Source organism: Plantibacter sp. VKM Ac-2885 (assembly GCF_015351205.1).
In the GTDB taxonomy this organism is placed as follows: Bacteria; Actinomycetota; Actinomycetes; order Actinomycetales; family Microbacteriaceae; genus Plantibacter; species Plantibacter auratus.
In genome coordinates this window covers 2,145,738-2,171,618 of sequence record NZ_JADKSK010000001.1, presented here as the reverse complement: position 1 = coordinate 2,171,618, position 25,881 = coordinate 2,145,738, and the positions used below count along the sequence as shown (strand labels likewise).

Annotated in this window: 23 protein-coding genes; 13 read left to right on the top strand and 10 right to left on the bottom strand. The window is 70.5% G+C overall.

Annotation, left to right across the window (positions count from 1 at the left end; genetic code table 11):
- Positions 1 to 60: 60 nt before the first annotated feature.
- From ITJ66_RS10430 to ITJ66_RS10420, 3 genes are all read left to right on the top strand, one after another.
- Positions 61 to 966, top strand: a complete 906-nt coding sequence (locus ITJ66_RS10430) for a LysR family transcriptional regulator (RefSeq protein ID WP_194644538.1) — start codon at positions 61 to 63, stop codon at positions 964 to 966.
- Positions 967 to 1,069: 103 nt separating this feature from the next.
- Positions 1,070 to 1,831, top strand: coding sequence for an SDR family NAD(P)-dependent oxidoreductase (locus tag ITJ66_RS10425; RefSeq protein ID WP_194644537.1), 762 nt, complete (start codon positions 1,070 to 1,072; stop codon positions 1,829 to 1,831).
- 94 nt (positions 1,832 to 1,925) lie between these two features.
- Positions 1,926 to 2,870: a GNAT family N-acetyltransferase gene (locus ITJ66_RS10420; RefSeq protein ID WP_194644536.1), complete on the top strand. Its 945-nt coding sequence runs from the start codon at positions 1,926 to 1,928 to the stop codon at positions 2,868 to 2,870.
- Between the two features lie 66 nt (positions 2,871 to 2,936).
- On the opposite strand, the gene ITJ66_RS10415 is transcribed toward ITJ66_RS10420, so the two are convergent.
- Together ITJ66_RS10415 and ITJ66_RS10410 are read right to left on the bottom strand one after the other, a co-directional pair.
- Positions 2,937 to 3,635 (bottom strand): hypothetical protein, encoded by a 699-nt coding sequence (locus ITJ66_RS10415; protein WP_194644535.1) that lies wholly within the window; start codon positions 3,633 to 3,635, stop codon positions 2,937 to 2,939.
- A gap of 113 nt (positions 3,636 to 3,748) precedes the next feature.
- Complete coding sequence (locus ITJ66_RS10410; RefSeq protein WP_086473393.1) at positions 3,749 to 4,291, bottom strand: TetR/AcrR family transcriptional regulator; 543 nt, start codon at positions 4,289 to 4,291, stop codon at positions 3,749 to 3,751.
- An 86-nt stretch (positions 4,292 to 4,377) separates the two neighbouring features.
- Here ITJ66_RS10410 and ITJ66_RS10405 point away from each other — a divergent pair, with 86 nt between their 5' ends.
- Complete coding sequence (locus tag ITJ66_RS10405; protein WP_194644534.1) at positions 4,378 to 5,313, top strand: SDR family NAD(P)-dependent oxidoreductase; 936 nt, start codon at positions 4,378 to 4,380, stop codon at positions 5,311 to 5,313.
- 182 nt (positions 5,314 to 5,495) lie between these two features.
- On the opposite strand, the gene ITJ66_RS10400 is transcribed toward ITJ66_RS10405, so the two are convergent.
- From ITJ66_RS10400 to ITJ66_RS10380, 5 genes are all read right to left on the bottom strand, one after another.
- Entirely contained in the window at positions 5,496 to 7,043 is a 1,548-nt protein-coding gene (locus tag ITJ66_RS10400) for a GMC family oxidoreductase (RefSeq protein ID WP_370582614.1), read from the bottom strand.
- Positions 7,040 to 8,440, bottom strand: a complete 1,401-nt coding sequence (locus tag ITJ66_RS10395) for an alpha/beta fold hydrolase (RefSeq protein ID WP_194644533.1) — start codon at positions 8,438 to 8,440, stop codon at positions 7,040 to 7,042. Before ITJ66_RS10395 ends, ITJ66_RS10400 begins: the two co-directional genes overlap by 4 nt.
- The gene (locus tag ITJ66_RS10390) at positions 8,437 to 9,336 is read right to left on the bottom strand and encodes an SDR family oxidoreductase (RefSeq protein ID WP_194644532.1); all 900 of its coding nucleotides are present in this window, start codon (positions 9,334 to 9,336) and stop codon (positions 8,437 to 8,439) included. Before ITJ66_RS10390 ends, ITJ66_RS10395 begins: the two co-directional genes overlap by 4 nt.
- Positions 9,337 to 9,470: 134 nt before the next feature.
- Positions 9,471 to 10,781 (bottom strand): glycosyltransferase family 2 protein, encoded by a 1,311-nt coding sequence (locus ITJ66_RS10385; RefSeq protein ID WP_370582613.1) that lies wholly within the window; start codon positions 10,779 to 10,781, stop codon positions 9,471 to 9,473.
- Positions 10,778 to 11,707: a WcbI family polysaccharide biosynthesis putative acetyltransferase gene (locus tag ITJ66_RS10380; protein ID WP_194644530.1), complete on the bottom strand. Its 930-nt coding sequence runs from the start codon at positions 11,705 to 11,707 to the stop codon at positions 10,778 to 10,780. Before ITJ66_RS10380 ends, ITJ66_RS10385 begins: the two co-directional genes overlap by 4 nt.
- Positions 11,708 to 11,892: 185 nt before the next feature.
- On the opposite strand from ITJ66_RS10380, the gene ITJ66_RS10375 reads away from it, so the two are divergent.
- From ITJ66_RS10375 to ITJ66_RS10365, 3 genes are all read left to right on the top strand, one after another.
- Complete coding sequence (locus ITJ66_RS10375) at positions 11,893 to 12,510, top strand: hypothetical protein (protein WP_194644529.1); 618 nt, start codon at positions 11,893 to 11,895, stop codon at positions 12,508 to 12,510.
- 245 nt (positions 12,511 to 12,755) lie between these two features.
- Entirely contained in the window at positions 12,756 to 14,831 is a 2,076-nt protein-coding gene (locus ITJ66_RS10370) for a cytochrome c oxidase assembly protein (protein WP_370582612.1), read from the top strand.
- Positions 14,828 to 16,273 (top strand): PepSY-associated TM helix domain-containing protein, encoded by a 1,446-nt coding sequence (locus ITJ66_RS10365; RefSeq protein ID WP_194644528.1) that lies wholly within the window; start codon positions 14,828 to 14,830, stop codon positions 16,271 to 16,273. The genes ITJ66_RS10370 and ITJ66_RS10365 overlap by 4 nt, the downstream gene beginning before the upstream one ends.
- 44 nt (positions 16,274 to 16,317) lie before the next feature.
- Here ITJ66_RS10365 and ITJ66_RS10360 read toward each other — a convergent pair whose 3' ends face one another.
- Both ITJ66_RS10360 and ITJ66_RS10355 read right to left on the bottom strand, forming a co-directional pair.
- Positions 16,318 to 16,644 carry a hypothetical protein gene (locus tag ITJ66_RS10360; RefSeq protein ID WP_194644527.1) on the bottom strand — a complete coding sequence of 109 codons (327 nt, stop codon included), beginning with the start codon at positions 16,642 to 16,644 and terminating at the stop codon, positions 16,318 to 16,320.
- A gap of 93 nt (positions 16,645 to 16,737) precedes the next feature.
- Positions 16,738 to 17,556, bottom strand: coding sequence for an AraC family transcriptional regulator (locus tag ITJ66_RS10355; RefSeq protein ID WP_194644526.1), 819 nt, complete (start codon positions 17,554 to 17,556; stop codon positions 16,738 to 16,740).
- 111 nt (positions 17,557 to 17,667) lie between these two features.
- On the opposite strand from ITJ66_RS10355, the gene ITJ66_RS10350 reads away from it, so the two are divergent.
- From ITJ66_RS10350 to ITJ66_RS10330, 5 genes are all read left to right on the top strand, one after another.
- Entirely contained in the window at positions 17,668 to 18,735 is a 1,068-nt protein-coding gene (locus tag ITJ66_RS10350) for an ABC transporter substrate-binding protein (protein WP_194644525.1), read from the top strand.
- Between the two features lie 7 nt (positions 18,736 to 18,742).
- Positions 18,743 to 19,750, top strand: a complete 1,008-nt coding sequence (locus tag ITJ66_RS10345; protein WP_191941008.1) for an iron chelate uptake ABC transporter family permease subunit — start codon at positions 18,743 to 18,745, stop codon at positions 19,748 to 19,750.
- A complete protein-coding gene (locus ITJ66_RS10340; RefSeq protein ID WP_194644524.1) occupies positions 19,747 to 20,799 on the top strand; it encodes an iron chelate uptake ABC transporter family permease subunit in 1,053 nt (350 codons plus the stop codon). The genes ITJ66_RS10345 and ITJ66_RS10340 overlap by 4 nt, the downstream gene beginning before the upstream one ends.
- Positions 20,800 to 20,908: 109 nt before the next feature.
- On the top strand, positions 20,909 to 21,133 hold the full coding sequence (locus ITJ66_RS10335) for a hypothetical protein (protein ID WP_086473403.1): 225 nt from the start codon (positions 20,909 to 20,911) through the stop codon (positions 21,131 to 21,133).
- A gap of 129 nt (positions 21,134 to 21,262) precedes the next feature.
- Positions 21,263 to 23,164, top strand: a complete 1,902-nt coding sequence (locus ITJ66_RS10330; RefSeq protein WP_194644523.1) for an ABC transporter ATP-binding protein — start codon at positions 21,263 to 21,265, stop codon at positions 23,162 to 23,164.
- 36 nt (positions 23,165 to 23,200) lie between these two features.
- Here the strand turns inward: ITJ66_RS10330 and ITJ66_RS10325 are convergent, their stop codons facing one another.
- Positions 23,201 to 23,932 (bottom strand): hypothetical protein, encoded by a 732-nt coding sequence (locus tag ITJ66_RS10325; protein ID WP_192018041.1) that lies wholly within the window; start codon positions 23,930 to 23,932, stop codon positions 23,201 to 23,203.
- A gap of 178 nt (positions 23,933 to 24,110) precedes the next feature.
- On the opposite strand from ITJ66_RS10325, the gene ITJ66_RS10320 reads away from it, so the two are divergent.
- Positions 24,111 to 25,850 (top strand): PHP domain-containing protein, encoded by a 1,740-nt coding sequence (locus ITJ66_RS10320; protein WP_194644522.1) that lies wholly within the window; start codon positions 24,111 to 24,113, stop codon positions 25,848 to 25,850.
- Positions 25,851 to 25,881: the final 31 nt, after the last annotated feature.

Below are 25,881 nucleotides of genomic sequence, written 5' to 3'. Positions count from 1 at the left end.
CGTTTCGCTCGCAATCTGGACGAAACAGCGCGGTAATACGAGGGTCGTATCGTCGATGGGATGGAGCTCCGCCAGCTGCGCTACTTCCTCGCCGTCGCCGAGGAGCTCCACTTCGGGCGCGCCGCTCGACGGCTGCACATGTCGCAGCCACCGCTGAGCGTCCAGGTCGCACGGCTCGAGCAGGAGGTCGGCACCGCGCTGTTCGACCGTTCGACGAGGCGGGTGGCGCTGACCCCCGCTGGACGACATCTCCAGGCGCGGGCGAGACACATCGTCGAGGAGCTCGACACGGTCCGGGGTGAGATGCGCGACTTCGTCGACGGTCTCGCCGGGGAGCTCACCGCGGGGTTCGTGAGTTCGGCCAACTACACGGTCCTCCCCGGTGTCGTGCAGCTGTTCCGGGCGAGCCGCCCCGGGGTGACGCTACGCCTGGTGCCGTTGACCTCAGGAGAACAGTTCGACCGGCTCCGCGACGGCACGCTCGACGTCGGGATCGTCCGTGACGAGGTCCCGCAGACGCCATCCGACAGCTCTCCAGCGCTCACCACCGAGGTCGTCTTCGAGGAGCGTCTCGTGGCGTGCCTCCCGGTCGGTCACCCGTTGGCAGGGCGACCAGAGGTCACCGCGGAGGAACTCATGGACGTCCCGATGATCTCCTACCCGCGGGCGCTCATGCCGGGATTCGTGGACCGCGTCGCGGAGGTCCTCGGCACGTCGAGTCGGACGCAGGTGGTCGAGGAGGTCGTCCATCAGGAGACCGCCCTCGGGTTCGTCGCGGCCGGCGTGGGCACGACGATCCTGCCCGAGTCGGTGCGGCAGCTGGTGCCGCCGTCGATCGTCGTCGTGCCGCTCGCCGGGTCGCCGACGACACGCTTGCTGGCCGCCCGTCAGGAACGGACGGACGAGAGCCCGGTCCACGACGCGTTCATCGCCTGTCTCCGCGACGCGGCCGCCCAGCTCGGGTGAAGGTCAGCCGGAGACAGTCTCGATGCGACGGGTATCCTCGGGAAGGCCAGGCTCGGCGAGGCCGGGAATCCGGTCGGCAGCTCACCACCAGGAGAGGAACAGCATGACGTCTCTCGCGTCCGCAGGACGACGGGTCGCATTGGTGACCGGCGCATCCAGAGGCCTCGGCGCGGGGATCGCCCGGCGACTCGGGGCCGAGGGGTACTTCGTCGCCGTGAACTACCGCTCCGGGGCGGACCAGGCTGCGGAGGTCGTCGAGTCCATCCGTCAGGCCGGCGGTGCCGCCGACGCGTTCAGCGCGGACGTGACGGACGAGGAAGCCGTGTCCTCGCTCGTCGAGCGCATCACGGGAACCGCGGGTCCCATCGCGGTCCTGGTCGCCAACGCCACCGGGCCGCAACCGACGGTCGCGATCGACGACCTCGACTGGGACGACCACCTCGCCCAGTTGGACTTCTTCGTGAAGAGCCCGACACTGCTGGTGCGGGCGGCCGTCCCGCACATGCGCGAGCACCGGTTCGGCCGGGTCATCCAGATCGGATCCGACATGTTCGAGCGGGCCCTGCCGGGGATGTCCGCCTACGTCGCGGCGAAGGGGGCGCAGCTCGGTCTCACCCGCTCCTGGGCTCGGGAACTCGGACCGTCCGGGATCACCGTGAACCTGGTCGCTCCCGGGTGGATCCCCGTCGAGCGACACGCCGATGCGTCCCCGCAGGAGATCGCCGCCTACCTGGCCGAGGTGCCGATGGGGCGGATGGGCACCATCGACGACATCGCGGAGACCGTCGCCTTCCTCGCCTCGGACCGGGCCGGCTTCATCACCGGCCAGCGGATCACCGTCAACGGCGGCCACACCATCGACTAGGCGGCGCACCTCGCGCGTTCCGCCGCCCGCGATGCCGCTCCGGTGTTCAGGCAGAACCTGGACAAACGGGTCGACCCTGTCCAAGCTGGATCCGATGACCGACACCAGTGACGACTTCACCATCCGACGAGCCACCCCGGACGACGTCCCTCTCCTGCAAGCGTGGAGCTGTGACGAACCCGTCGCCTGGGTCGATCCGGAGCGGCTGACCGCCGAACTCGCGAGTCGGAACTATCGGCCGGAATGGTCGTGGATCGCCGAGCAGGACGGTCGCCCGGTGGCACGAGCACTCTGGTGGGGCAAGGCGGACGCGAACCGGCCCGCCACGCTCGACTGCCTCACCAGCACGGTCGAGGTCGCGGAGCCCGAACGTGTCGGCGCTGCGCTCATCCGCGCTGGACTGGACGCCTTCGGCGCAGGTCCCGCACTGGAGTTCAACGTCGACGTCTCCCCTGCGTGGGCAGATGACGCTGCGAGTGTGGAGGCGGTGCGGTGGCGCCATGAGGCTGCACGCGCGGGTGGGTTCTCGCGCACGACCGAGCGGGTCAGCTTCGCGAGGTCCAGCTCCGATCCGGTGCCGGCACGATCGCAGCGCCTCCGTTTCGTCGCCGCCCCGGACGACGCGTTCCACGAGCTGTTCGCCCTGGTCGCGACCGGCACCCTCGATGCGCACACGCAGGACATGGTCGCGCGCGAAGGACTCCAGGCCCTCGCGGACGACGACCTGGCGTTCTACCGATCACTCCCCGGCGAACGGGACGCCTGGCGGGTCGCTGAGCTCCTCGACGGGACGATGGTCGGGTTCATCATTCCGACCAGGACGGCGTACGACGCGAGCATCAGCTATCTGGGCGTGTTGCCCGAGCACCGCGGACACGGTTACGTGCACGACCTCCTGGCGGAGATGGTCCACGTGCACCACGGGTCGGGGCAGGACCGGATCGTCGGCACCACGGACGCCGCGAACACCCCGATGCGCGGCGCCTTCGATCGAGCCGGTTTCTCGGTCACGCGCGTTCGGATCGTTCACGAGCAGTAGGTTCGCCCCGGGCTCGGTTCCGACCGAGTCAGCTGAGCACCGCGACACGGTCGACCGTCGCGCTCGTCAGACCCGCGACGACCGCAGTACGCGGACGACCCCGGCGCAGACCGCGAGCCAGATGATCGCTTGCAGGACCGCAGCGACGACGAGTGGCAGCACGAACGACCCGCCTTCGGCGGAGGACAGCCAGACCATCGAGACGACGGTTGCGGCGATCCCTGCGCCCGAGACCGCCAGGAAGAGGGTGCGCGTCGCCGCCGCCTCCCGCCGGTCCACGGACTGCGCAGTCGCCGTCTGTGGCTCCGGCGGGCCGCCGGTTCCCGGAGTGACGCCGGACCACACGGAGATGGCGTGGATGATGCGGTTCTCGGAGACCTGCAGCCCGAGCAGGATGACGACGCTCGTCAACGCGACCGCGAACCCGATGAGGACCACGAAGCCGAAGAGCGCCCCGCTCTCCCCCACCCAGAACGGACCGAGGACGGTCACGGTCGCGACGGAGAGGGTGGCGGCCGCGACGAGTGCTACGGACGAGACGAGCCCGAGCGCCAGGCGGGCCGGGCGACGGTACTCCAGGAGCAGGACCTCCAGCGCAACGTCGCCGACCTCAGGCTGTCGCTGTCCACGCTCGGTGGCACTGATCCACGCTCTCGCCTCAGGTCGGAGCAGGAAGGCGTTCCAGGCTGCCGCAGTGGATGACGCGGCCGGCGGCCTCGATGGTGCTCGCCGCAGGGCCGGCTGGCGGGTTCGCTCGGGGTGCATGTGCCGACCTTACGCCGACCGCGTGCCGGGGGAAGGCGACAGGGCCACCCAGAACCGTCCGCACGGCGCGGCCGAGTTCGCCGAAGTCGGGTCCATCGAAGCTGAGCCGGTGATCACGGTCGAGGCTTCAGCCCGTCGAGCATCACCTGCAGGAGGAGGGGCAGGTCTTCGGGAGTACCGAGCCGCACCGCGTGCTCGATTCCGCACACGAGGTGCGACAGACGATCGACCGTGAGATCGGCGCGGACGGCACCCGCGGCGCGGGCGGCCTCGAGGACGGTCGTGAAGGATTCGAAGATCTCGCGTTTGACGTTCCGCACGGAGTCGGCCTCGTCCTCCGGCGAGAGGAGGACAGCCTGCAGACCGCCGTCCTCGAGCTGCAGCCTGAGTGCCGAACCGAGGTAGAGCGCCAGCCCATCGCCCGGATCCGGCTCGGCTGCGGCACGCCGAGAGGTCTCGAGCATCGCGTCGAGCGCGTCGGCTGACAGCGCTTCGATGAGTGCGTGGACCGTCGGGAAGTGCCGGTAGACGGTTCCGACCCCGACTCCGGCCTCGCGGGCGACGTCGTTGAGTCGAAGCGTCGCGCGGTCGTGGGTCCGGGCGACATCGAGGATGTTCGCCCGGCTACGTGCTGCGTCGGAACGGAGAGCGGCCATAGGACCACTCTACGCCAAACGGATTGCCTATCCGCTTGTGCTATCGTCCAAACGGATAGATCATCCGCTTAAGGAACGAGGACAGTATGACCTGGGACCCCACCCGCCTGCCAGACCAGACAGGACGAACCATCGTCGTGACCGGTTCCACCGCCGGAATCGGGTACTTCGCCGCGGAGCAGCTGGCTGCCGCTGGCGCGGACGTCGTGCTCGCCTCCCGATCGCCTGACAAGCTGCGACGGGCCGCCACCTCCATTCGGAGCCGAGTCCCGCAGGCCCGGGTCCGCCACGTGGGACTCGAGCTCGGCTCGCTCGCCGCCGTCGACGAGGCCGCTGCCGAACTCGCCTTGCTCCCCCGCCTCGACGCCGTCCTGCTCAACGGCGGTGCGATGAGCATGAACCGACGCGAGCTGACTGCGGATGGATTGCCCCTCCTGCTCGGCACCCACGTGGCCGGCAACGCCCGACTGCTGGCCAGGTTGCTCCCGACGTTGGTCGCCACGGCCGTGGATCATGGCACGGTGGCTCGGATCGTCCACACCTCGACCGGGTTCGTCCAACTGCTGCGTGTCGGCATCGACGACCTCCGCCAGGTGCCCGCGATCGGGGTCGTGGCCTACACCAAGGCCAAGACCGCGACGGAGGTGTTCGCCTTCGAGCTCGACCGCAGGCTCCGAGCGGCCGGACTGCCCGCCGCATCGGTCGTGACCCGGCCCGGTGTCGGCGTCGACGCGAAGACCCCGGAGCGACCTGGCGTCCGCGACGACACGACTCCATATCAGCGGAATCCCTACACGCCTTGGGCACAGGGCAAGGACACCGCCGCCTGGTCCGCGGTCAGGGCTCTCACGGATCCCGAAGTCCGGGGCGGCGAGTACTTCTCGCCGGTCGGCCGACTTCGGGGCGCTCCCGTCGCCATCGTTCCACCGGCCAGGACTGCTACGCCGGCGGGCGACGCGGCGTCGTCCCTCTGGCGGCAGGTCGAGGACCTCGTTGGCGTGCCCATCGACGTCGGCGCCTGACGCGAGGCGACCCCGGAGCCCGCCTCGTCGAGCCGGTACGTCCTGTGAGATGGGCCCGACCTGATGCGGTGCGTGTCATCTCACTGCGCATCGATGAAGGTGCGAAGCGCCTCGGCCAACTGCTGCTGTGCGTCACGGCGCCACAGCACGGTCCGACTTCTCGCCGAGCCGTGCTGTGGCGGCTACCGAGCCGCGAGCATCCGGTCGGCCGTGCGCAGCGACAGCGCCATCTGTGCCAGGCCCGGGTTCGCGGAGAGCGCGCTCGGGAACGTGGAGTTGTCGCAGATCCACAGATTGTCGATGTCGTGCGATCGACCATCCCCGTCGACCACGCCGTCACTCGGATCATCGCTCATCCGGCACGTGCCGAGCGTGTGTGCCGTGCGCGCGAGCACCCTGGTGCTCCGTGCCCCGGCTGCCTTGAGGATGTCCGTCATCGTGCGGATGGCGTGACGGTCGATGGCCTGCTCGTTGTCGCCGGGCGAGAACGAGATGGTCGCACGCGGCAGACCCCATTCGTCCTCCTCCGACGAGAGCTCGAGCCGGTTGCCGTCGGCGGGCAGGCACTCGGCGTTCATCCCGATGCCGGCGTTGTACCGGGACGCGTCGAGCTCGTCGACGAGCTCGGTGCCCCAGAGACCGCCGCCGCGCACGAGGGTGGTCGCGTAGTTGAACGGCATGACGCCGAGGCTCTGGAGCAGATATCCTCCAGCGAAGTCAACACCTTCGGGGCGGACGAAGTCCTCGGTGATGAGCGCCGACGGGTAGCCGCGGTAGCCGCGGATCTGCTCGTCGAACCGTCCCCACACCTGCACCGCACCATGGGCGAGGAAGTTCCGGCCGACCTGACCGCTGGTGTTCGCGAGGTCGTTGTGCAGCAGGAGCCGAGGGGTCTCCACCCCGCCGCCCGCCAACACGAGCACCTCGCAGCGCTGCCGCTTGTCAACGCCGTCCTGGCGATAGACGACGCCCGTCACCCGACCGCGGGCATCCCGCTCGATGGTGTGCACGACGGCGTCCGGACGGATCTCCGCTCCCGCCGCGACCGCCGCCGGCAGGTAGGTGATGGCGGTCGTCGCCTTCGCACCGTGGCGTTCGCCCTGGTGGATCGAGCCGACGTTCGTCGTGGCGCGTCGCAGGCCGTGGTGCGGCTGATCGCGGTCGCGCGTGATGATCGCGGCAGGTGCGTCGGTCGCACGGATACCGAGCGACTCGGCGCCCTTCGCCATGAGGTCCGCCGGGGCGTTGCGCTTCGGCGGCGCATACAGGTAGGTGCGCGACGGGTCCCACGGATACGGCATCGGCCCGGAGACACCGATGGTCGCCTCGACCTCCTCGACGTAGCGGGTGAACTCCGCATGGTCGACAGGCCAGTCGCGCCCGAGACCGGTCTCGCTGCGCAGACGCAGGTCACGGGCGTCCGGACGGGGCGTGAACGCACCCCAGTGGACGGTGCCACCGCCGACGCCGAACCCGCTGTTGTTCGGGCCGAACGCCGTCGGAGCGTCCCCACCGCTGAACCGGCTGGACATCCAGTTGATCGTCGTCGCGTCGACCTCGTCCGGCGTGGACTCCGCGGGGTCGTGATTCGGCCCGGCCTCGAGCGCGACGACGCGCAACCCCGCCTCAGCGAGTCGGGCGAGCAGTGGCGCACCACCTGCTCCGGTACCGACCACCACGACGTCGACGCTGTCGTCGAGGTCGTAGGTCTTCATCGCGTCCAGGTTCACGCTGTGTCCTCCTGCTGCTGTGCGGGTGTGGGGGCGGGTGCGGCGCCGAGGTCGGAGGGCTCCCAGTCATCCCGGGTGTCGGCACCGAGCTCGCGGTAACCGGCGAAGTCGACGTCCTCAGCGCCGGTCGCGAACCCGTCGTACCCGACCCTGGCCAACGACGCGGGGTGGATGAGCCACTCCCGCGTGACGTCCACGCGCAGGTCCTCGAACCAGCGCCGGAGATCGTCTCCGTCGATCGTGCCCCCTGGAACGCCCTGGCCGTCGATCACGGCGCGGATCAACGCCTCCTGACCGTCGGTCGAATCCGGCCAGGCGACTCGGAGGTCGTCCAGCCCAGCGCGGTACGCCTCGTCGTCCGTGAGCCCTCCGACCGGCCGCCATCCGTCGCCGCCGCCGGCTGCGAGGTCGGCGTCGACCCGCGCGGCGACGTCGATCCGCCCACCCGCCGGCTGCGGAACCAAGCGATCGGCGACGGCGCGGAGCAGGTCCAGCTGTTTCATGCTCAGCGCGCGGGGCCGATACCGGGGGTCGTCCGGCAGGGCGCGTCGTGCCAGCGCACTCCGCACCCGCGGCGTGGTCCGCGGGGACGCGATGATGAGCCCCCACTCCGCGGGGACGATCGCACTGTGGGCGACGATCTCGTCCCACAGCTCGGTGATCGCGCGCGCCACCTCGACCGGACGTTCGGAGGAGAGCAGATGTCCGGCTCCGGCGAGCGACACGAATCGAGCGCGGGGATAGACGTCCGAGAGCAGCTCCGGTTGCACCGCGGCTCCGAGTGCCTCGTCCTGATCTCCGGCGAGCACGGTGCACGGGAGGTCGAGGGTGCCGACGGAGGACGCGATGTCCTCCACGCTGCCCTGCTCCAGCCAGCGGCGCCACGCGACGGGTGACATGGCCTGCGCGGACGCCACGGCGGCGGCCTGCAGCTCGGCCGGCAGGGGCGCACCCACGTTGTCGTCGACGAAGGTCTGTGCGTCCGCCTCGGCGATGGGCCCGTCCTCGACCCAGGTGAGCATCTGGTGGCGCTTGGCGTCCGGCATCGGCTCGGGCGTGGGCGGTGACGGCGCGAGGAGCACGACGCCGAGGAGCCCGAACACGGGGACGTCGCCGTCGCGGACCCGGGCGGCGATCCCGGCGGCGACCTTGCCGCCCATGCTGTGGGCGCACAGCATCCAGGGTCCGCCGTCGGCCTGCTCCGCGATCACGGCGAGGGCCGCGTCGACCTGCGACTCGACCGAACCGTCCGGCGCGTCGGCCGTGTCGCCCTGGCCGGGCAGCTCGACGGCGATCACCCGGAACCGAGCATCGAGCTCACGAGCCACCGGTGCGATCGCGGCGGCGGCGAGGCCCAGCCCGGGGAGGAAGAAGACCGTGCACGCAGCCGCGGTCACGGGGTGACCATGCCGCCGTTGACGTTCAGCGTCGCCCCGGAGACATAGCCGGACTCCGCTGAGGCGAGGTAGACGTACGCCGGCGCGAGCTCGGCCGGCTGCCCGGCACGCTGATAGGTGTTCTCGTCGTCGAAGTGCTCCATCTGCTCGTCGGAGACGCCGTCGGAGACCTGCAACGCGGTCCATACCGGGCCAGGGGCGACGACGTTCACGCGGATCCCGCGCGAGGCGAGCTGCAGCGCGAGCCCCTTCGAGAGGTTGTTGATCGCGGCCTTCGTCGCCGCGTAGTCGAGCCGGTCGGGTGACGGCTTGTACGCCTCGAGCGACGCCGTGTTCACGATGCTCGCGCCCTCGCCCAGGTGCTCGAGTGCCGCCTTGGTGATCCAGAAGTTCGCGAACACGTTCGTCCGGAACGTCTCCTCGAACTGCTCGTCGCTGAGATCTTCCACCCGGTCGACCGCGATCTGCTTGCCCGCGTTGTTGACGAGGACGTCCAGGCCTCCGAGGAAGTCCGCGGCCTCCGCGACGAGCCGACGGCACTGGTCGGCGTGCGAGATGTCGGCGACGATCGCCTTGCCTCGGCGCCCTGCGTCGGCGATGAGCGACAGCACGTGCTCGGCGTCCTCCTCCTCACCCGGGAGGTGAGCGATGACGACGTCCGCGCCTTCGCGAGCGAACGCGATCGCTGTTGCCGCACCGATCCCGGAGTCGCCACCCGTGATGAGCGCCTTCCGACCGTTCAGGCGTCCGCTGCCCCGGTAGCTCGCTTCGCCGAGGTCGGGAACGGGGGTCATCCTGGCCTGCACGCCGGGCTCCGGCTGATGCTGCAGTGGTGGCTCGACCCGGTCGTACTGGGTCACGGGGTTGGTCAGGTCGTACTGGTCGCGCGGAGACATGACGACCACGCTAAACGAGACGCAGGCCGCAACCGGTGGGGTTGCACTCAGCGCGTCCGGTGGTGCAGACGTCCGACGGAGGCCGGCGTTCGGGCCGCGTGATCCATGCGTGGAGCGCGTCGTCGCCGATCGGGTCAACAGAACGATGAGGGTCCGCCCCAGCCGCCGACCCAGGCCGCCACCCGGGGATCAGGCCGGAGCTGGTGGACGCCGTCGGCGACGAGCTGCTGCGTCTCGAAGGCATCGGGACTGCCCCAGCGTTCCTCACGCCGCGCGGCCCGCCGGGATCGCACGCGGCCGAGCGACGCGCCGTCCGGGTCGACGAGCTCGACGGTGCCCACGTCTCCGGTGCCGAGGCGCGCGACGAGATCGACGATCCACGTCGGGTCGAGGATCACGACCGGACGGTCGAGCTCCCACGTCACTCGGGCGTCGACTCCGGCTACTTCACCCAGGACGCGCGGGTCTGCCCCGAGCTCCTCAGCTCCGCCGTCCTCGAGGACGAACCGAGCCTGCGGGAAGGCGGTGAACAGCGAGTCCGCCGCGACGAACCGAGCGGCCGCCGTGTGGGCGCCCCGCAACCGCACGACGAGATCCACCGTGTCCGACCAGAGCGCTCGTGGCGCTGACCCCGACACGGGGATCGACGTGAGGAGCCGCATGGTCTGGGCGTTCGCGCGGTCCACGCCTGAGCCGTCGCGCTCAGCCCATTCGGGGCCGTCGTGCCAGGCCACCGCGGCCGGGACGTGGGCGAAGACCGCTCCCGCCTGCCACATGCGGTGCGCCCACTCCCAGTCCTCCCCACCGTAGGAGGTGAAGGACTCGTCGAATCCGCCGACCTCGTCGAACATGCTCCGCGAGCATGCGAGGACCGCGCCGATCATGAATCGATAGGAGCGGTCGTCCGCGTCGCGCAGATGCCGACTGCGCGCGTACTCCTCGGCGAGCCACGCCGGTTCGGCGAGCTCACGGCCGGCGGCCGCCTCGACGACCGGTGTCTCCGGGGCGACCCCGGCGAAATCGGCGTGGCGACGCCGCCCCACCGTGACCGCCTCGGGCAGCAGGGCGGGCAGCCGCGTGAGCGCGCGCACGTACCCCGGCTCGGGGACCGTGTCGGCATCGAGGAAGCACAACACCTCGCCGCTGCTCGCCCCCACGCCCAGGTTGCGGACGGCGGCAAGCCGGAACCCCTGGTCCTCCTGCCGGACGAGGATCACGTCGTCCGGAACCGACACGTCACCCGGGGATCCGTCGTCGGCGACGATCACCTCCAGGAGGTGACGCGGGTAGTCCTGCGCGGCGAGGGCGTGCAGGGTCCGGAGCAGCTCACCGGGCTGGTCGTAGTGCGCGACGATCACCGAGACGCGTGGCAGCGGATCAGGATGGACGTCGTCGAGCGTGTCCCACCGGTTGCCGACGACCCACGGCTGCGCACTCCCGGTCACGCGTTGCGCCACACGGAAAGCAGGGCCGCGAGCCGGTCGACGGCAGCGACGACGAACTCGGGGTGGGACGCATACCAATCGATGTGGGCGGCGCGCACCTCGGCATCATCGACCTCGACGCCATCGATGATCCAGTGGTCGCGGGGCTCGTCCGTCAGGGACCAGGCGTCGACGACCTCGGGTGCGATGGGCGCGCGCACCGCGTTGAGCAAAGGGCGCCCGGGGTCGGTGACGCCGCCAGGGGCCCCCAGGGTTTCGAGGACGCGGGCGCCGAGCGGCAACCAGATCGCGTTCCCCGGGTGGTTGACGGTGCGCGCGTGGTCGGCGGTGACCGAGTCGAAGAGGTCGGACACCGGCACGTCGGTCGCGGCCTCGCGTCTCCGCAGTTCCTCGACGGAGGCTCGGCCGATCGCGCGCACGGCGTCCGGCTGGAGCGCAGACACGACGGGGATGCCTGCGGCGGCCGCGAGCGTCCGGACGTCGTGGTACGCCACGATCGGCGGGTTCTCCTCGACGCCGGGGACCCGGACGGCGGCCTGGAACGGATGCAAGCCCCCGAACCGCACCGGAGTCACCGTGAGCACGCGGCCGCTCGTGGAGGCTGCCACCTGACGCGTGCCGAGCGGCAGATCGTGGTAGTCGTCCCGTACGGGTTGCGACACCACGGTGTGCGCGACGCCGACCACCTCGTGCAGTCGCTCCGCATCCTCGGGGGTCATCTCATGCACGGCCGGCACGCGCACGAACCGGCGGTCCGGCGCATCCATCACGGTGCGCAGGGATTCCGCCTGGCAGTTGCCGAGCACCACCCCGAAGTCCGTCGGCAACGGAGCGAGGCCGTAGAACTCCGCGTAGTGCCTGCGGCGTGCCTCGATCGGCGACCCGGCGGGTGCAGCGGTCGTACCCGGTTCCAGGGTGTGGCTCATGCCTCGACGGTATACCGTCGCCGAACCTGGCATGGTCCTGCCGCATCGGGGTTGCGCCGGGAAGCCGCGGTCTGCCATCAGCGCCGGGCATGCGCGTCTGCACCGCGCTCGATCGGGGTGGCGCTGCTCGCCTGGCGGCACGGCGCGGCCTCATGACGGTGGTGACGGTCTGCAAGAATGGGCACATGTCGTCCGCCCGCTCGACCCGCACCCTTCGTGGTGTGGTCGCCGCGGCGTTCTCGACCTTCGTTGCACTCCTGTCGCACGTCGCCGGCGGCGGCTCGATGCCCGGCGTCCTCGGTGTCGTCGTGCCACTCGTGTTCTCGACCGTCGTCTGCGTCCTGCTCGCAGGCAGACGGCTGTCGATCGTCCGTCTGTCCGTCTCCGTCGCGGTGAGTCAGGTCCTGTTCCACACGCTCTTCGTCCTCGGCACCGCCCAGGGCACCACCTCGACGACGACGCCGAGCGGCCACCTCTCCCACGGATCACCGGTGATCCTCGAGACGTCGTCGATGCCGATGATGCACGACGGCCACGCCGGTGCCGCCATGTGGTTCGCCCACCTCGTCGCCGGCCTCGTGACCATCGCCGCGCTCCACCGAGCCGAGACGCTGCTGTCGACGGCCGGAGCCATCACGGAGTTCGTCCTCGCACGGCTGGTGCCCGCGGTCCTCGCGGCTCTGGCGTCGCCGGTGCTGCCCGCCCGGGTGCTGCCGCAGCGTGACGTGCCGATCCTGCGCCCACTCGGCGTGTATCCGGAGACGACCGCCTTGCGCGGGCCTCCGGCGCTGTCCTTCCTCTGAGATCACGGCACGACCTCGCCGAGCTGCACGCTCGGTCGACGGTCACCGCTGCGTGCGCATAGGACGCTTCCTCGACGACGACGCTCGAACCAGCGTCGTCCCGATGCGCCGTGCACCGGCGGAGTGCCACCATTTCCGCCGCTCGGTCCTGCCCCGGCGCCCGTTCGGGTGCGGTCGCGGGCTCACCGGGTGAGCTGTGCCGCTGGGTTCGTCCACTTGAGCCCGCGGGGAAGGAGCCACCTCCTGTGGCAGAAACAACCATTCCGTCGAGTGCGCCCGAAGCCGATCCGAGCGGTCAGCGAGGCCAGTCGCCCGTCCTCGTGCCGATCCGTGCACCTGAAGCCGTCATGCTGGCTGCGTTGCCGGTGGCGGTCGTCGTGGCGCTCTCCGCGCTGCAGTTCACGGGTGCGTTCACGACCGGCACGCTGCTGTCGGATCCGGGGGTGATCGTCACTCGCGGTCTGCCGGTCGCGAGGGTCGTCCACGATGCGGCAGCGTCGGTCACGATCGGCCTGCTCATCGCTGCGACCTTCCTGCTGCCAGGGCAGCGGATCCTCCCGGGTGTCGTGTCGTTCTCGCAGTCGAAGGCGATCCGCTGGGCGGCCTGGGCGGCCTCCGTCTGGCTCGCGGCGGGAATCGCAGTGCTGGTGTTCACCGCGGCGAACTCCATCGGTGTGCCGGTGTCCTCGCCGACGTTCGCGAAGACCTTTGTGTTCTACGCGACGCAGTTGGAACTCGGGCAGACCCTGGTGTGCTCGCTCGCGTGCGTGCTGGTGGTGTTCTGCATCGTGCTCCTCGCCCGCCGTCTGGCGTGGATCGCCGCCGCGAACGCGATCGCCGTCTTCGCACTGCTTCCGCTGTCCCTGTCTGGTCATGCTGCAGGCTCCGACGAGCACGGCAACGCGGTCAACTCGCTCGCGATCCACCTGATCGGCGTCACCGCCTGGGTCGGCGGTCTCGTGGCCGTGATCCTGCTCCGTCGGAAGATCGGTGATCAGATCGGCGCGGTCGTCGCACGCTACTCGGTGCTCGCCGGTTGGGCGTTCGGTGCGGTGGCCTTCTCGGGCGTCGTGAACGCCTCGCTGCGACTCGCGGGCCCGACGGACCTCCTCACCCCGTATGGGCTGCTCCTGGTCGCGAAGACCGTCGCGCTCGTGCTGCTCGGACTCGCCGGCGTGTGGCACCGGCTCCGGCTCATCCCCCGGCTGCAGGCCGAACCCGGGAAGCGGTCGACGTTCATCCGGCTCGCTGTCGTCGAGGTCGTCGTCATGGCGGTCACGATGGGCGTCTCGGTCGCGTTGTCGCGCAGCCAACCGCCGGTGTCGCAGGAGCCGGTCGCCGACGACGTCCGCCGCCGGCTCCTCGGGTTCGCCTACCCGCCGGAGGTGACGCCACTGCGGATGTTCACCGAGTGGCACGTCGACTGGATGTGGGCCGGCCTCGCCGTGGTCGGTGCGGCCTGGTACCTGTGGGCGTTCCGGACGCTCCGGCGCCGCGGCGACGCCTGGCCCGTGGTCCGCCTGATCGCTTGGCTGGCCGGCTGCGCGGCGCTGTTGTACGCGACCAGCGGTGGCCTCGCCGTGTACGGGCAGATCCACTTCAGCACGCACATGCTGCAGCACATGGCGCTCATGATGATCGTGCCGCCGTTGCTCGTCCTGGGCGGCCCGATCCTCCTCGCCCTGCGAACCCTGCCGAGTCGCACCGACGGAGGCCGAGGCCTCCGGGAGTGGATCCTCGCCGTCGTGCACTCGCGGTACCTGCGGCTGCTGTCGAAACCGGCCGTCGCAGGAGTGCTCTTCGCCGGGAGTCTGGTGGTGTTCTACTACACGGGTTGGTTCGAGTGGGCGATGCTCGCCCACCAGGGTCACATCCTGATGACGGTGCACTTCCTCGCCACCGGGTACCTGTTCTTCTGGGTCCTCATCGGCATCGACCCGGGCCCGAACCGTCCGGCCTATCCGTTCCGGATCATCCTGCTGCTCGCGACACTCGCCTTCCACGCCTTCTTCGGACTCGCGATCATGTCCAGCGCCACCGTGCTCGCGGAAGGGTGGTGGACCGCGCTCGGCTACACGGACACCGCAGCGCTCCTCGCCGATCAAGCGGTCGGTGGCGGTATCGCGTGGAGCGTCGGCGAGATCCCCGCCGTCCTCGTCGCCCTCATCGTCGTCTCCCAGTGGGTGCGGAGTGACGAACGTGCCGCGAAACGCTACGACCGCCGAGCAGAACGCGACGGGGACGCAGAACTCACCGACTACAACGCCCGCCTCGCACGCATCAACGACCACGACCAGGCCCCTCGAAAGGACCACCCGTGACCACACGCGCACCGGCCCATCTCCACGCCGACGGCCCACCCCCGAAACCGGACCGCAGCCGAGGCTGGTTCCCGCAGCTGCTGCTCCGCCTCCACTTCATCGCCGCGATCTTCGTCGGACCGTTCATCCTCGTCGCGGCGACCAGCGGCGCGCTCTACGCCCTGACCCCGCAACTCGAGCAGCTCGTGTACGCCGAGCAGCTCCATGCGCCGGAGGCCGACGAGTATCTGCCGCTCGCAGACCAGATCGAAGCTGCGAACGCGTACACGAAGGACCAGGACACCATCGTCGCCGTGCGCCCCGCACCGAACCCCGGCGACACCACGCGCGTCATGTACACCGGTGACGGGCTCGGCGAGAGCGAGACCCGCGCCGTGTTCGTCGACCCGGCCACCGCCCAGATCCGCGGCGACCTCACCGCGTACGGCACCAGCGGAGCACTGCCGCTGCGCACCTGGATCGACCAGCTCCACCGCAACCTGCACCTCGGCGAGGTCGGACGCCTCTACAGCGAACTCGCCGCCTCCTGGCTCGGTGTCGTCGCCCTCGCCGGCCTCGGCCTCTGGATCGCCCGCATCCGCAAAGCCCGCACCAAGAAGGACTTCGTCCGCCCGAACAACCGAGCCAAGGGGTACCGGCGCATCCTCTCCTGGCACACCTCCACCGGCATCTGGCTCCTCGTCGGCGCACTGTTCCTCTCCGCCACCGGCATCACCTGGTCGCATTACGGCGGCGGCAACGTCGGCACCCTCCGCGCCGCCTTCGACTGGTCCACGCCATCCGTGACCACCGACCTCGGCGGTGAGTCCGCACCGGCCGATGAGCATGCCGGCCACGGAGGCACCGTGGCTCCCACATCCGATCCCGAGACGGTGACGGCGAACCCGGCGACATTCGACGCGGTGCTCTCCGTCGCCCGGAAGGTCAACGTCAACACGGGCCTCGTCGAGATCACGCCACCGGCCACCGCGGGCACGGCGTGGGTGGTGCAGGAGATCCAGCGCAGTTTCCCGACCGAGGTCGACGCGGTCGCGATCGACGGACGGACGATGCAGGTCACCGATCGGGTCGACTTCGCGGACTTCCCCCTCGCCGCGAAGCTCACCCGATGGGGCGTCGACACCCACATGGGCTCCATGTTCGGCCTCCCGAACCAGCTGCTCCTCTTCGTCCTCGCATCCGGGATCATCGCCATGGTCGTCTGGGGCTACGTCATGTGGTGGCAGCGACGACCGACCCGCGAGCCCGGACGGATCGTCGGCCGGGCCCCGGCACGCGGAGCGCTCCGCCGCGCACCCTGGTGGGGCGTCGCCGTGGTCCTCGTCGTCGCGGCCGGTATCGGCATGCTCCTGCCCCTCCTCGGCCTCAGCCTCGCCGCCTTCGTCGTGGTCGACGTCCTCCTCGGCCTCCGAATCCGCCTACGGTCTGCCGAGATCGGCTGATCGCTGAGGAGCAGCGAGGAGAGGAGTCGTCGCGCTGGGCGGATTCAGGCGGTAACCACCGCGATGACGAGCAGCAGGACGGTCACCGCGAGCACTCCGAGAGTCACGGCCCGCGTACGGCTCCGGTGCTTCGGCGGCATAGCCAGCGGCAGCGAGACCGCCACGACCAGACCGGCGAACACGGCGACCGGGGTGCCGAAGAGCAGGCTGTACCCGTGGACGTCGCGGTCGTCCCAGCCGAACCGGCTCGACACCACCATCCAGATCGCCAGCAGGAACACGGTGGCGGCCGCGGCGCCGACGACACCGGCGATCACCCGGAGGACGAGACGTGTCCGGGTGGTCGCCCGCCGTGCATGCGGGTGGGCCATACGGCCACCCTAGAGCGGAAGCCGAGGCGTCGGCCAGACCCACGGGGGCGGTCGGTCTGCTCAGAGCGTCATGAAGCCGCACCCGTCTTCGGATCAGACGACCTCCGCCGACCGGCTCTTCGCGGCGTAGACGGCGGGGGTCATGGAGAACCGGGCCCGGAACGCCCCGATGAAGCTGCTCACCGACTCGTAGCCGACCGCGGGTGCGACGTCCTGTACGGCGACACCCCGTCCGAGCATGCCCGCGGCAGCATGCAGGCGCACGCGGACCCGCCATTCGCGGAAGGTGCATCCCGTGCCGTCCACGAACGCCCGGCCGATCGTCTTCGAGCTGACGCCCGCCGCCGAGGCCCAATCGTCGAGCCCACGCGGGTCGGCGGGGTCGGCCATCAGGGCCGACGCGATGGCACGCGCGCGCGGTTCACGGGGCATGGCCAACGCCTCATCGTCGCGAGCCGCCGCCGACAGCAAGTCGATCAGGAGCGACCAGCATCGCCATCGCCGGCGCCCGGTCGGGTCGGCGTCGAGCAGGTGGGCCAGCAGCGCTGCCGACAGCTCGTCGACCCGGACGGTCCGTGCACCGTTCCACCGGCCGCCCTGGGGGCGCAGTTCCGGGTCGGCGTAGACGCTGATGAGCTCGCCGGGCTCGCTGAAGCTCATTTCGTGCACCATCCCCGCGGGGATCCATGCGAGGTGCTCTCGCCGCAGTCGCCGTCGATCGCCGGGGACCGACACCTCCATCGCGCCGGAACTCATCCACGCGAGTTGGTCCTCGCGGTGGGAGTGCTCATCGAACCGTGTCGTCGCGTCGACCCGCGAGCGGGAAACCCGGAACTCCCCCGATGTCCCTTCGGCGTCATCCAGCGGGCCGAGGAGCTTGATTCCGCCGTCCGAGTGATCGCGACCAGACATCCAGCTGTCTCCATTCGACAAGTCCTGTCCACTCAGCGCGATAGCGCGAAGCGATTAGGCAAGGCTAACCTGACTGTCGTCATCCCGCCAGCCGAACCGATGAAGGACCCCATGATCGTCCCGAAGCACCACCGCGCCCCGAGCGCGAGGACCGCTCGTCTGCTTGCCGCGGTGAGCGCGCTCGCCCTCGTCGGTGTCGCGTTCTCCGCCTGCTCGAGCGCCGCGTCGACCACCGCCGAGAACCCGAACTACACGACCGAGCCGAGCGACTCGTTCCCGGTGACGATCGAGCACGAGTACGGCGAGACGGTGATCCCGTCGGAGCCGCAGCGGATTGTCGTGGTCGGTCTGACCGAGCAGGACATCCTCCTCGAACTCGGTGTCACACCGATCGCGACGACGGAGTGGTACGGCGAGCAGCCGTATGCGGTGTGGCCGTGGGCGACGGATCTCCTGGGCGATGCCGAGCCGACCGTCCTCACCACGACCGACGGGTTCGAGTACGAGAAGATCGCGTCACTGCGGCCGGACCTGATCATCGGGACGAACGCCGGCATGACCGAGGAGAACTACGGGAAGCTCGCGGAGATCGCGCCGACCGTGACCAATGAGGAGGGCGCTGGGCTCTACTTCGCGGACTGGCGGGACCAGACCAGGATGGTCTCCAAAGCCGTGGGTCGGTCGGCGGAAGGCGAGGCGCTCATCACCGGCGTCGACGAGGCCTACGCTGCGGCGGCGGCAGCGCACCCGGAGTTCGCGGGCCTCACGGCGACCTTCTCGCAGGGTGGGCCGTGGGACGGCAACCTGTGGGTCTACCCCGACGGCCTCAACACCGACTTCCTGACGGATCTCGGGTTCACGATCACGCCCGGGCTGCAGCAGTACGTCCCGAGCGAGGGCGGACAGGCGCAGATCGCCGCGGAGAACGTCGGTGTCATCGACGCGGACGTGATCGTCTTCGCCACGGAGTCCGCGGATGCCGTCCAGGAGGTGCTGGGCTTCGGCACCACCTCGAGCCTCGACGCCGTGACCGGCGGGCGAGCGGTCTTCACCGACGGCGAGCTCGCCGGCGCGATCTACTTCCTCACCCCACTCAGCCAGAAGTACGTCCTCGAGCAGCTGGTGCCGCGCCTGGTGGACGCCGTCGCCGGCACAGCTCCGCAGAGCGTCGACGGCTGACCCGTCGGTGACCTCGCGCACCCCTCGCGGGCGCCGTTCGCTGGGGCTCGGGATCGCGGTCGCGGCACTCGCGACCGCGGTCCTGCTCAGCGTCCTCGTCGGGTCCCACCCCGTGGGCCCGACGGACGTCTGGCGGGCACTCACGAGGCCCGATGGCTCCGTCACCGATCTGGTCGTCCTCGATCTGCGGATCCCCCGCACCGTGGCAGGACTCGTCGTCGGCGTCGGGCTGGGCGTCTCCGGCGCCCTGATCCAGGGCCTCACCCGCAATCCCCTCGGTGATCCAGGTATCCTCGGCGTCGACGCGGGCGCGGCACTCTTCGTCGCGATCGGTGTCCTGTTCGGCGCTCGCACGCCCGTGCAGTACCTGCCGTTCGCGTTCCTGGGAGCCCTGGTCGTGACGGCACTCGTCTACGTGATCGGCTCGGCAGGACGTGGTGGCGCGGATCCGGTCCGGCTGACCCTCGCCGGCGTCGCCCTGGCAGCGGTGCTCAGCGGCATCACGACCGCCATGATGCTCCTCGATCCGGTCGCCTTCAGGCAGCTCCGCGGCTGGAACGCCGGGTCCTTCGTGGAGCGCGGCTTCGACGTCATCCTGCCCGCACTCCCCTTCGTCGTCGCGGGCGTCGTCATCGCGCTGTTCAGCGCGCGATCGCTGAACGCCCTGGCGCTGGGCGACGATCTCGCCTCCTCACTCGGTACTCGCCTCGTGAGCACCCGCGTGCTCGCCGTCGTCGCGATCACCCTGCTGGCTGGTGCGGCGACCGCGATCGCCGGGCCGGTCGGCTTCGTCGGCCTGATGGTGCCCCACATCGCGCGGTGGATCGTCGGTCCCGACCAGCGGTGGATCGTGGCGTATTCGATCCTGATCGCGCCGGCCGTGCTGCTCACGTCCGACGTGATCGGTCGCGTGATCCTCTGGCCGAGTGACGTCCCGGTCGGGATCGTCACCGCGTTCATCGGCGCGCCCGTGCTGATCCACCTCGTGCGGCGCGCGAAGGCGAGCGCACTGTGACCGGCGTCGAGACGGGACCGCGCACGGTCGTGTGGCGTCGGCGATCCCTCTCCGTCCGCGTCCGGCTGCGCACGATCGTCGTGTGCGGCGTGTTCTGCGCGGTCCTCTTCACCCTGGCGCTGCTCGCGTTGTGTCTCGGCGACCTGCCACTGTCGGTCGACGAGGTGGCGTCGGCGTTCCTCGGCGGGCCAGGCGGTCTGGTGCAGACGGTGGTGCTCGAGTGGCGCCTCCCGCGGGTCCTCGCCGCGCTGCTCTTCGGAGGGGCCCTCGGACTCTCCGGCGCGATCTTCCAGTCCCTCACCCGCAACCCACTCGCGAGCCCCGACATCATCGGGCTCACCGCGGGATCGTACGCGGGCGGTCTCATCGTGATCATCGTGATCGGTGCCGGCGCCGGTTCCGCCGCCGTCGCAGGCGGTGCCATCGGTGGCGGCCTGATCGCCACGGCGCTGGTCTACCTCCTCAGCTACCGTCGAGGTGTCCAGGGTTTCCGGCTCATCGTCGTGGGCATCGGCGTCTCGGCCATGCTCGAAGCGCTCAGCTCCTACCTCGTGCTGCGGGCGAAGCTCGAAGTCGCGATGCTCGCCACCGTGTGGGGTGCGGGCTCGCTGAACGCCGTCGGTTGGGCTCAGCTCATCCCCGCCGCAGTGGTGATCATCGCCATCGCAATCATCCTCGGTCCGCTCGGCGGATCGCTCCGCCAACTCGAGCTCGGCGACGACGCGGCGAAGGCGCTGGGCTCGCGGGTCGAACGCTCACGGCTCGGCCTCGTGGCGTGCGCCGTCGCGCTCACCGCTGTCGTCACGGGAGCAGCCGGGCCGATCGCCTTCGTCGCGCTCGCCGCCCCGCAGCTCGCGCAGCGGATCACCCGCACGGCCGGCATCGCGCTGGTGCCGTCCGCGCTGCTCGGGGCCCTCGTGCTGCTGGCATCCGACATCGTCGCGCAGCACCTGTTGCCGACGTCGCTCCCGGTGGGGGTCGTCACCGTGATCGTGGGTGGCGGCTACCTCGTCTGGCTCCTCGTCCACGAAGTCCGGAGGCGTTCGTGACGGTTCTGTCGTGAGGACCGGGGATACCCCCTCACCGCAACGATGGGCGGCCCTCTAGCCTGATGCCGAAGAGCCGACGCAGCCCACGCGACGGCGGAAACGAGGCACGATGTCGCTCCCTCCCGCCCCCGATCCCACCCGAACCACGAAGCGCTTCATCCTCGCCGCCTTCAGCTTCGTCGCGCTGATGGCGTCCGGCATCGGTGTCGTCGCGTGCTCGATCGGCCTCGCAGACACCGGCCATCCCGCCATGATCGTCGGGCTCGCCGGAAGCGTGCTCGGCATCGCCGCCGCCTTCGTCGTGATGTGGACGGCCCTGCGCGCCGAACGCTGACGCCTCCAGAGCGTTCAGGTCGGGAACGGCGAGGCTGATACGCTCTCGCAGGTCTGCGTTCGCGTCGCCACCCGGGTCGTGACCGGGGTCAGGGACGTGCTCATGCGCAGCTGGGCGTGAGGAGTCGCAATGAGCATGGAAAGCGCGGCCTGGAGCTCGCTGTACAAGATCTCGACCGCCAAGGACGGCAAGCACGGCATCTCCCGTGAGTCCGTGCGGCGCATCATGACGTTCGCGGTGCCCTACCGGTCCAAGCTGCTGGTCTTCATCGCCCTCTCCGTCGCGGGGGCGTTCCTCGCGGTCGCGACGCCGGTGCTCGCCGGCCAAGTGGTCGACGTGATCGTCGCCCGGGGCGAGGTGTCCACGATCGTCCGTCTCGCCGTCGTCATCGCCCTCGTGGCCGTGGCGGACGCCGCCGTGTCGCTCGTGACGCGCTGGTATTCGGCGCGGATCGGCGAAGGCGTGATCCTGGACCTCCGCACCGCCGTCTTCAACCACGTGCAGCAGATGCCGATCGCGTTCTTCACCCGAACCCGGACGGGCGCGCTCGTGAGCCGCCTCAACAACGACGTGATCGGCGCGCAGCAGGCCTTCAGCGGCACGCTGTCCGGCGTGATCACGAACCTCGTGGCCCTCATCCTCACGCTGATCGTCATGCTCAGCACATCCTGGCTCGTGACGGTCCTCGCCGTGGTGATGCTCCCCATCTTCCTGGTACCCGCGCGCCGCATGGGTAGCCGCCTCGCCGCGCTGCGTCGTGAAGCCGCCGACCACAACTCGGCCATGAGCACCCAGATGACCGAGCGCTTCTCAGCGCCCGGCGCCACGCTCGTCAAACTGTTCGGCCGACCGGATCAGGAGGCTGAGGAGTTCCGCGTCCGCGCCGCTCGCGTCCGCGACATCGGCGTCCGGACGGCGATGCTGCAGTTCGTCTTCTTCACCGCGCTGATGCTCGTCTCCGCCCTCGCGCTCGCCCTCGTGTACGGCCTCGGCGGTTTCCTCGCACTCGCCGGGCAGCTGGACACCGGTGAGGTGGTCACCCTGGCGCTCCTCCTCACCCGCCTCTACGCGCCGCTGACCGGCCTCGCGAACGCCCGGGTGGAGATCATGAGCGCGGTGGTCAGCTTCGAGCGCGTCTTCGAGGTGCTCGACCTCGAACCGCTCATCCAGGAGAAGCCCGACGCCGTCACCGTCGCCAATGGTCCGGTGTCCGTCGAGTTCGACGACGTCCACTTCGCCTACCCGTCCGCGGACAAGGTGTCCCTCGCCTCCCTGGAAGAGGTTTCGACGCTGGACACCCGCGGCGGCGAGGAGGTGCTGCACGGCGTCTCCTTCCGGATCGAGCCGGGGCAGACCGTCGCCCTCGTCGGCTCGTCAGGAGCGGGGAAGTCCACGATCGCGCAGCTGCTGTCGCGGCTGTATGACGTCGATGAGGGCGCCGTGCGTCTCGCGGGGACGGACGTCCGCGATGTCGCCTTCGCCTCCATGCGGCACACCCTGGGCATGGTGACGCAGGACGGTCACCTGTTCCATGAGACCATCCGCTCCAATCTGCGCCTCGCGCGTCCGGAGGCGTCCGAGGACGAGGTGTGGGACGCCGTCCGCCGCGCGCGGCTCGAACCGCTCATCCGGTCCCTGCCGGACCAGCTGGACACCATGGTGGGCGAGCGTGGCTACCGACTCTCCGGTGGTGAGCGCCAACGGATGACCATCGCGCGGCTGCTCCTCGCCCAGCCGCGCGTCGTCATCCTCGATGAGGCGACAGCGGCACTGGACTCGACCTCGGAGGCGGCGGTGCAGGCGGCGCTCAGCGAGGCCCTCGAAGGCCGGACGGCGATGGTCATCGCGCACCGGCTCTCAACCATCCGCAGCGCGGATCTGATCCTCGTGGTCGAGGACGGCTCGATCGTGGAGCGGGGCACGCACGAGGAGCTGCTGGCTTCCTGCGGGCGGTACGAAGAGTTGCACCGGACGCAGTTCGCCGTCCAGAAGAACCTGGCAGCGGATGAGGATACACCGAGCGGGACCTGACCGCGGTCGCCCCCTCGCAGCCTCCGGGCCGATGGGTTACCGGAGACGCCTGCGCAAGAGCAGGGCGGCTCCGCCCGCGAGCAGGCCGGCGGCGACGACGCCGGCCCCGCCGAGCTGCCAGCCCGTCAGCGCCAGGTCTCCGTCAGCGGAGGGTCGCGCTGTGGCCGAGGGGCCCGGCGACGCGATCGCCCCTGCTCCAGAACCTCCCGAGGGTGGGGCCGCGGTCGGCGTGACCGTCGGAGGAACCGGCTCGACCTGAGCGCCGGGCACCGACCAGGTTCCCGCGGCGAACGTGACGGGCAGGGTCGCCGCCGTGACCACTGACGACGGGATGCCCGACTCGAGGACGAGGCACTCGAGCGCGAGGGTCGCGTCGCCCTGTTCGACGCCGCCGTCCACGACCTCCTGGAACGAGATGGCCATCGGCACCTCGACCGGCTGCCCGGCGGCCACCGTGACGGTCGAAGACGTGACGACGGTGACCCCTCCCGCCGTCACGGAGAGGCGGGCGGCGTCATCCGCATCGGCGGGGCAGCCCGCGGCGAGCACCGCGGAGCCGAACGACGGGACGGCGCGCGCGTCACCTGACGTGACCGCGGCGCCGGTGGTGTCGCGCAGCGTGAGCGGTGCCGGCGCCGAGGCGGCGACAGCAGCACCGGCGCCGACGAGGCAGAGCACCGCGCTGGCGCTGAGCGCTGCCGTGACGAGCAGGGCGCGCCCTGCGGCACGGAACGGAGAACGGCGGATGACGGGGACAGTGGAAGACATCGGGACCTTTGGTGGGTGCGGTGGGCCTCCGGGACGGGGATACCCGGCGACGCCAGGACTATCGCCCACGCAGGTGAATGGGTCGTAAACGCCGGGCGTCCCCCACGGCACCGGCCGTTGGGCCGAGGTTCACCTCCGCTACCTACGATCGGCGCGTCCGTCCGATGAAAGTGATGCCATGCCCTTCGATCCCCGCCCCGAGCAGCCCGCGCCAACCGGTGGCGCATCGTCCGTGCCCGAGGAGAAGCGGGGCGCATCGGCCCGGTACGGCCTCTCCCGCCGGTCCTTCCTGGGGGCCTCCGTCGCTGCGACGGTCGCCGTGGGAGCGACCGCCCAGGGGCTCGGGAGCGCGGCCTCTGCCCAGGCCGCGCCGCTGCCGTCCGCGTCGGCAGTCGTCGACCCGGACGCGCTCTCCTGGCTCGTGTTCGACCACCACGTGCACTCGGTCTACTCGCACGACGCCAAGTACCCGATGACGACGATCCTCGACCAGGCGCAGCGCTTCGCGGTCGACGCGATCGCCTTCACCGAGCACAGCAACAAGGGACATGCCAACGTCGGCGGGGTGTTCAACGCGGCACGCGAGATCGACACCGCGCGGGCGGCGCGGCCCGACATGCTCGTGCTCCAGGGGCTCGAGTGGTACATCCCGGGAGCCGAGCACGCGACCGTGCTGATCGCGCCCGGGCCCCAGACGACCCTCGTGCTGCGCCGCTTCGAGCTCGACCACGACGGCAAGCTCAACGGTTGGGAGAAGCCGCGCCCCGGCACCGAAGACGCCGCCGAGTGGCTCGTGCACGCGACCGACGGCATAGCCTGGCTCGGCGCCCAGAAGCGTGCAGGCGTCATCGACGACGTGATCGTCCTGGCGAACCACCCGAGCCGGCTCGGCATCGACTCGCCCGGCGAGCTCCGTGCCTGGCAGGACGCCGACCCCGAGGTGTTCGTGGGCATGGAGGGCGCCCCCGGCGCCCAGGCCGGAGCGATCGCCGCGAACGCGACCGAACGCTCACGGCGTGGCGAATACGAGAACACCCCCAGCGAATTCTCGTTCCCCGGCTACCCCGCGGAGGCCTATCTGACCCACGGCGGCTTCGACTGGACGACGGCCGTCGTCGGCGGCGTGTGGGACTCGCTCCTGAGCGAGGGACGGCGCTGGTGGATCACGACGAACAGCGATCTGCACCTCAAGGAGTCCGACGCGACTCGCGTGGGCGACTTCCCGACCGGGCCGGGCTGGGAGGCCGGGGCGACGCTCACGAACTTCAACCGCGCCGGCCGTCGGCCCGACCCGATCGCGACGGACACACCCCAGAACGGCGCTGACTTCTGGCCGGGCGAGTTCAGTCGGACGCACGTCGGGGCCGTCGACCGGTCGTCCGCCTCCCTGCTCGACGCCATCCGCGCCGGCCGAGTCTGGGTCGACCACGGGCACCTCGTCGCCGGACTCTCCGTCGTGCTCCGTGCCACCGACCAGCCGGAGACCGTCGCCACCTTGGGCGGTACCCTCACCGTCGAAAGCGGCACCGCCCTCGAGCTCGTGGTCGACGTCACGCCCACGACGACGCCCACCTCGCGGGGCACGACGCCGAGACTCGCGCACCTCGACCTGATCCGCGGGCTCGTCACCGGGCCCGTAGCCGACCGCGAGGAACAGCGCGCACCAGGCACCCGAGTCGTCGAGATGCTCGACGTCACGGACCGCAGCGACTCCCCGTTCCGTGTCGTGGTACCGCTCGTGCCTGCCACTGAGGACGGCTACGTCCGCCTTCGCGGCAGCGACGGCCAGGTCCACGGGGTCGGTCCGCTCGGCGCCGAGGTCGACCCGCGGGCACCTCAGCCGTACCCGGTCTCCCCTGCCGACCCCTGGGCCGACACCTGGCTGTACACGAATCCGATCTTCATCAGCGTGCGCTGAGCCCGGCCGGGCGCGGTCTGCGCCAGCGGTG

Bases quoted from the DNA above. Each gene is read 5' to 3' on its own strand.
- ITJ66_RS10430 (WP_194644538.1), top strand. From the start codon at position 61: ATGGAGCTCCGCCAGCTGCGCTACTTCCTCGCCGTCGCCGAGGAGCTC.
- ITJ66_RS10425 (WP_194644537.1), top strand. From the start codon at position 1,070: ATGACGTCTCTCGCGTCCGCAGGACGACGGGTCGCATTGGTGACCGGC.
- ITJ66_RS10420 (WP_194644536.1), top strand. From the start codon at position 1,926: ATGACCGACACCAGTGACGACTTCACCATCCGACGAGCCACCCCGGAC.
- ITJ66_RS10415 (WP_194644535.1), bottom strand. From the start codon at position 3,635: ATGCACCCCGAGCGAACCCGCCAGCCGGCCCTGCGGCGAGCACCATCG.
- ITJ66_RS10410 (WP_086473393.1), bottom strand. From the start codon at position 4,291: ATGGCCGCTCTCCGTTCCGACGCAGCACGTAGCCGGGCGAACATCCTC.
- ITJ66_RS10405 (WP_194644534.1), top strand. From the start codon at position 4,378: ATGACCTGGGACCCCACCCGCCTGCCAGACCAGACAGGACGAACCATC.
- ITJ66_RS10390 (WP_194644532.1), bottom strand. From the start codon at position 9,336: ATGTCTCCGCGCGACCAGTACGACCTGACCAACCCCGTGACCCAGTAC.
- ITJ66_RS10380 (WP_194644530.1), bottom strand. From the start codon at position 11,707: ATGAGCCACACCCTGGAACCGGGTACGACCGCTGCACCCGCCGGGTCG.
- ITJ66_RS10375 (WP_194644529.1), top strand. From the start codon at position 11,893: ATGTCGTCCGCCCGCTCGACCCGCACCCTTCGTGGTGTGGTCGCCGCG.
- ITJ66_RS10360 (WP_194644527.1), bottom strand. From the start codon at position 16,644: ATGGCCCACCCGCATGCACGGCGGGCGACCACCCGGACACGTCTCGTC.
- ITJ66_RS10355 (WP_194644526.1), bottom strand. From the start codon at position 17,556: ATGTCTGGTCGCGATCACTCGGACGGCGGAATCAAGCTCCTCGGCCCG.
- ITJ66_RS10350 (WP_194644525.1), top strand. From the start codon at position 17,668: ATGATCGTCCCGAAGCACCACCGCGCCCCGAGCGCGAGGACCGCTCGT.
- ITJ66_RS10335 (WP_086473403.1), top strand. From the start codon at position 20,909: ATGTCGCTCCCTCCCGCCCCCGATCCCACCCGAACCACGAAGCGCTTC.
- ITJ66_RS10330 (WP_194644523.1), top strand. From the start codon at position 21,263: ATGAGCATGGAAAGCGCGGCCTGGAGCTCGCTGTACAAGATCTCGACC.
- ITJ66_RS10325 (WP_192018041.1), bottom strand. From the start codon at position 23,932: ATGTCTTCCACTGTCCCCGTCATCCGCCGTTCTCCGTTCCGTGCCGCA.
- ITJ66_RS10320 (WP_194644522.1), top strand. From the start codon at position 24,111: ATGCCCTTCGATCCCCGCCCCGAGCAGCCCGCGCCAACCGGTGGCGCA.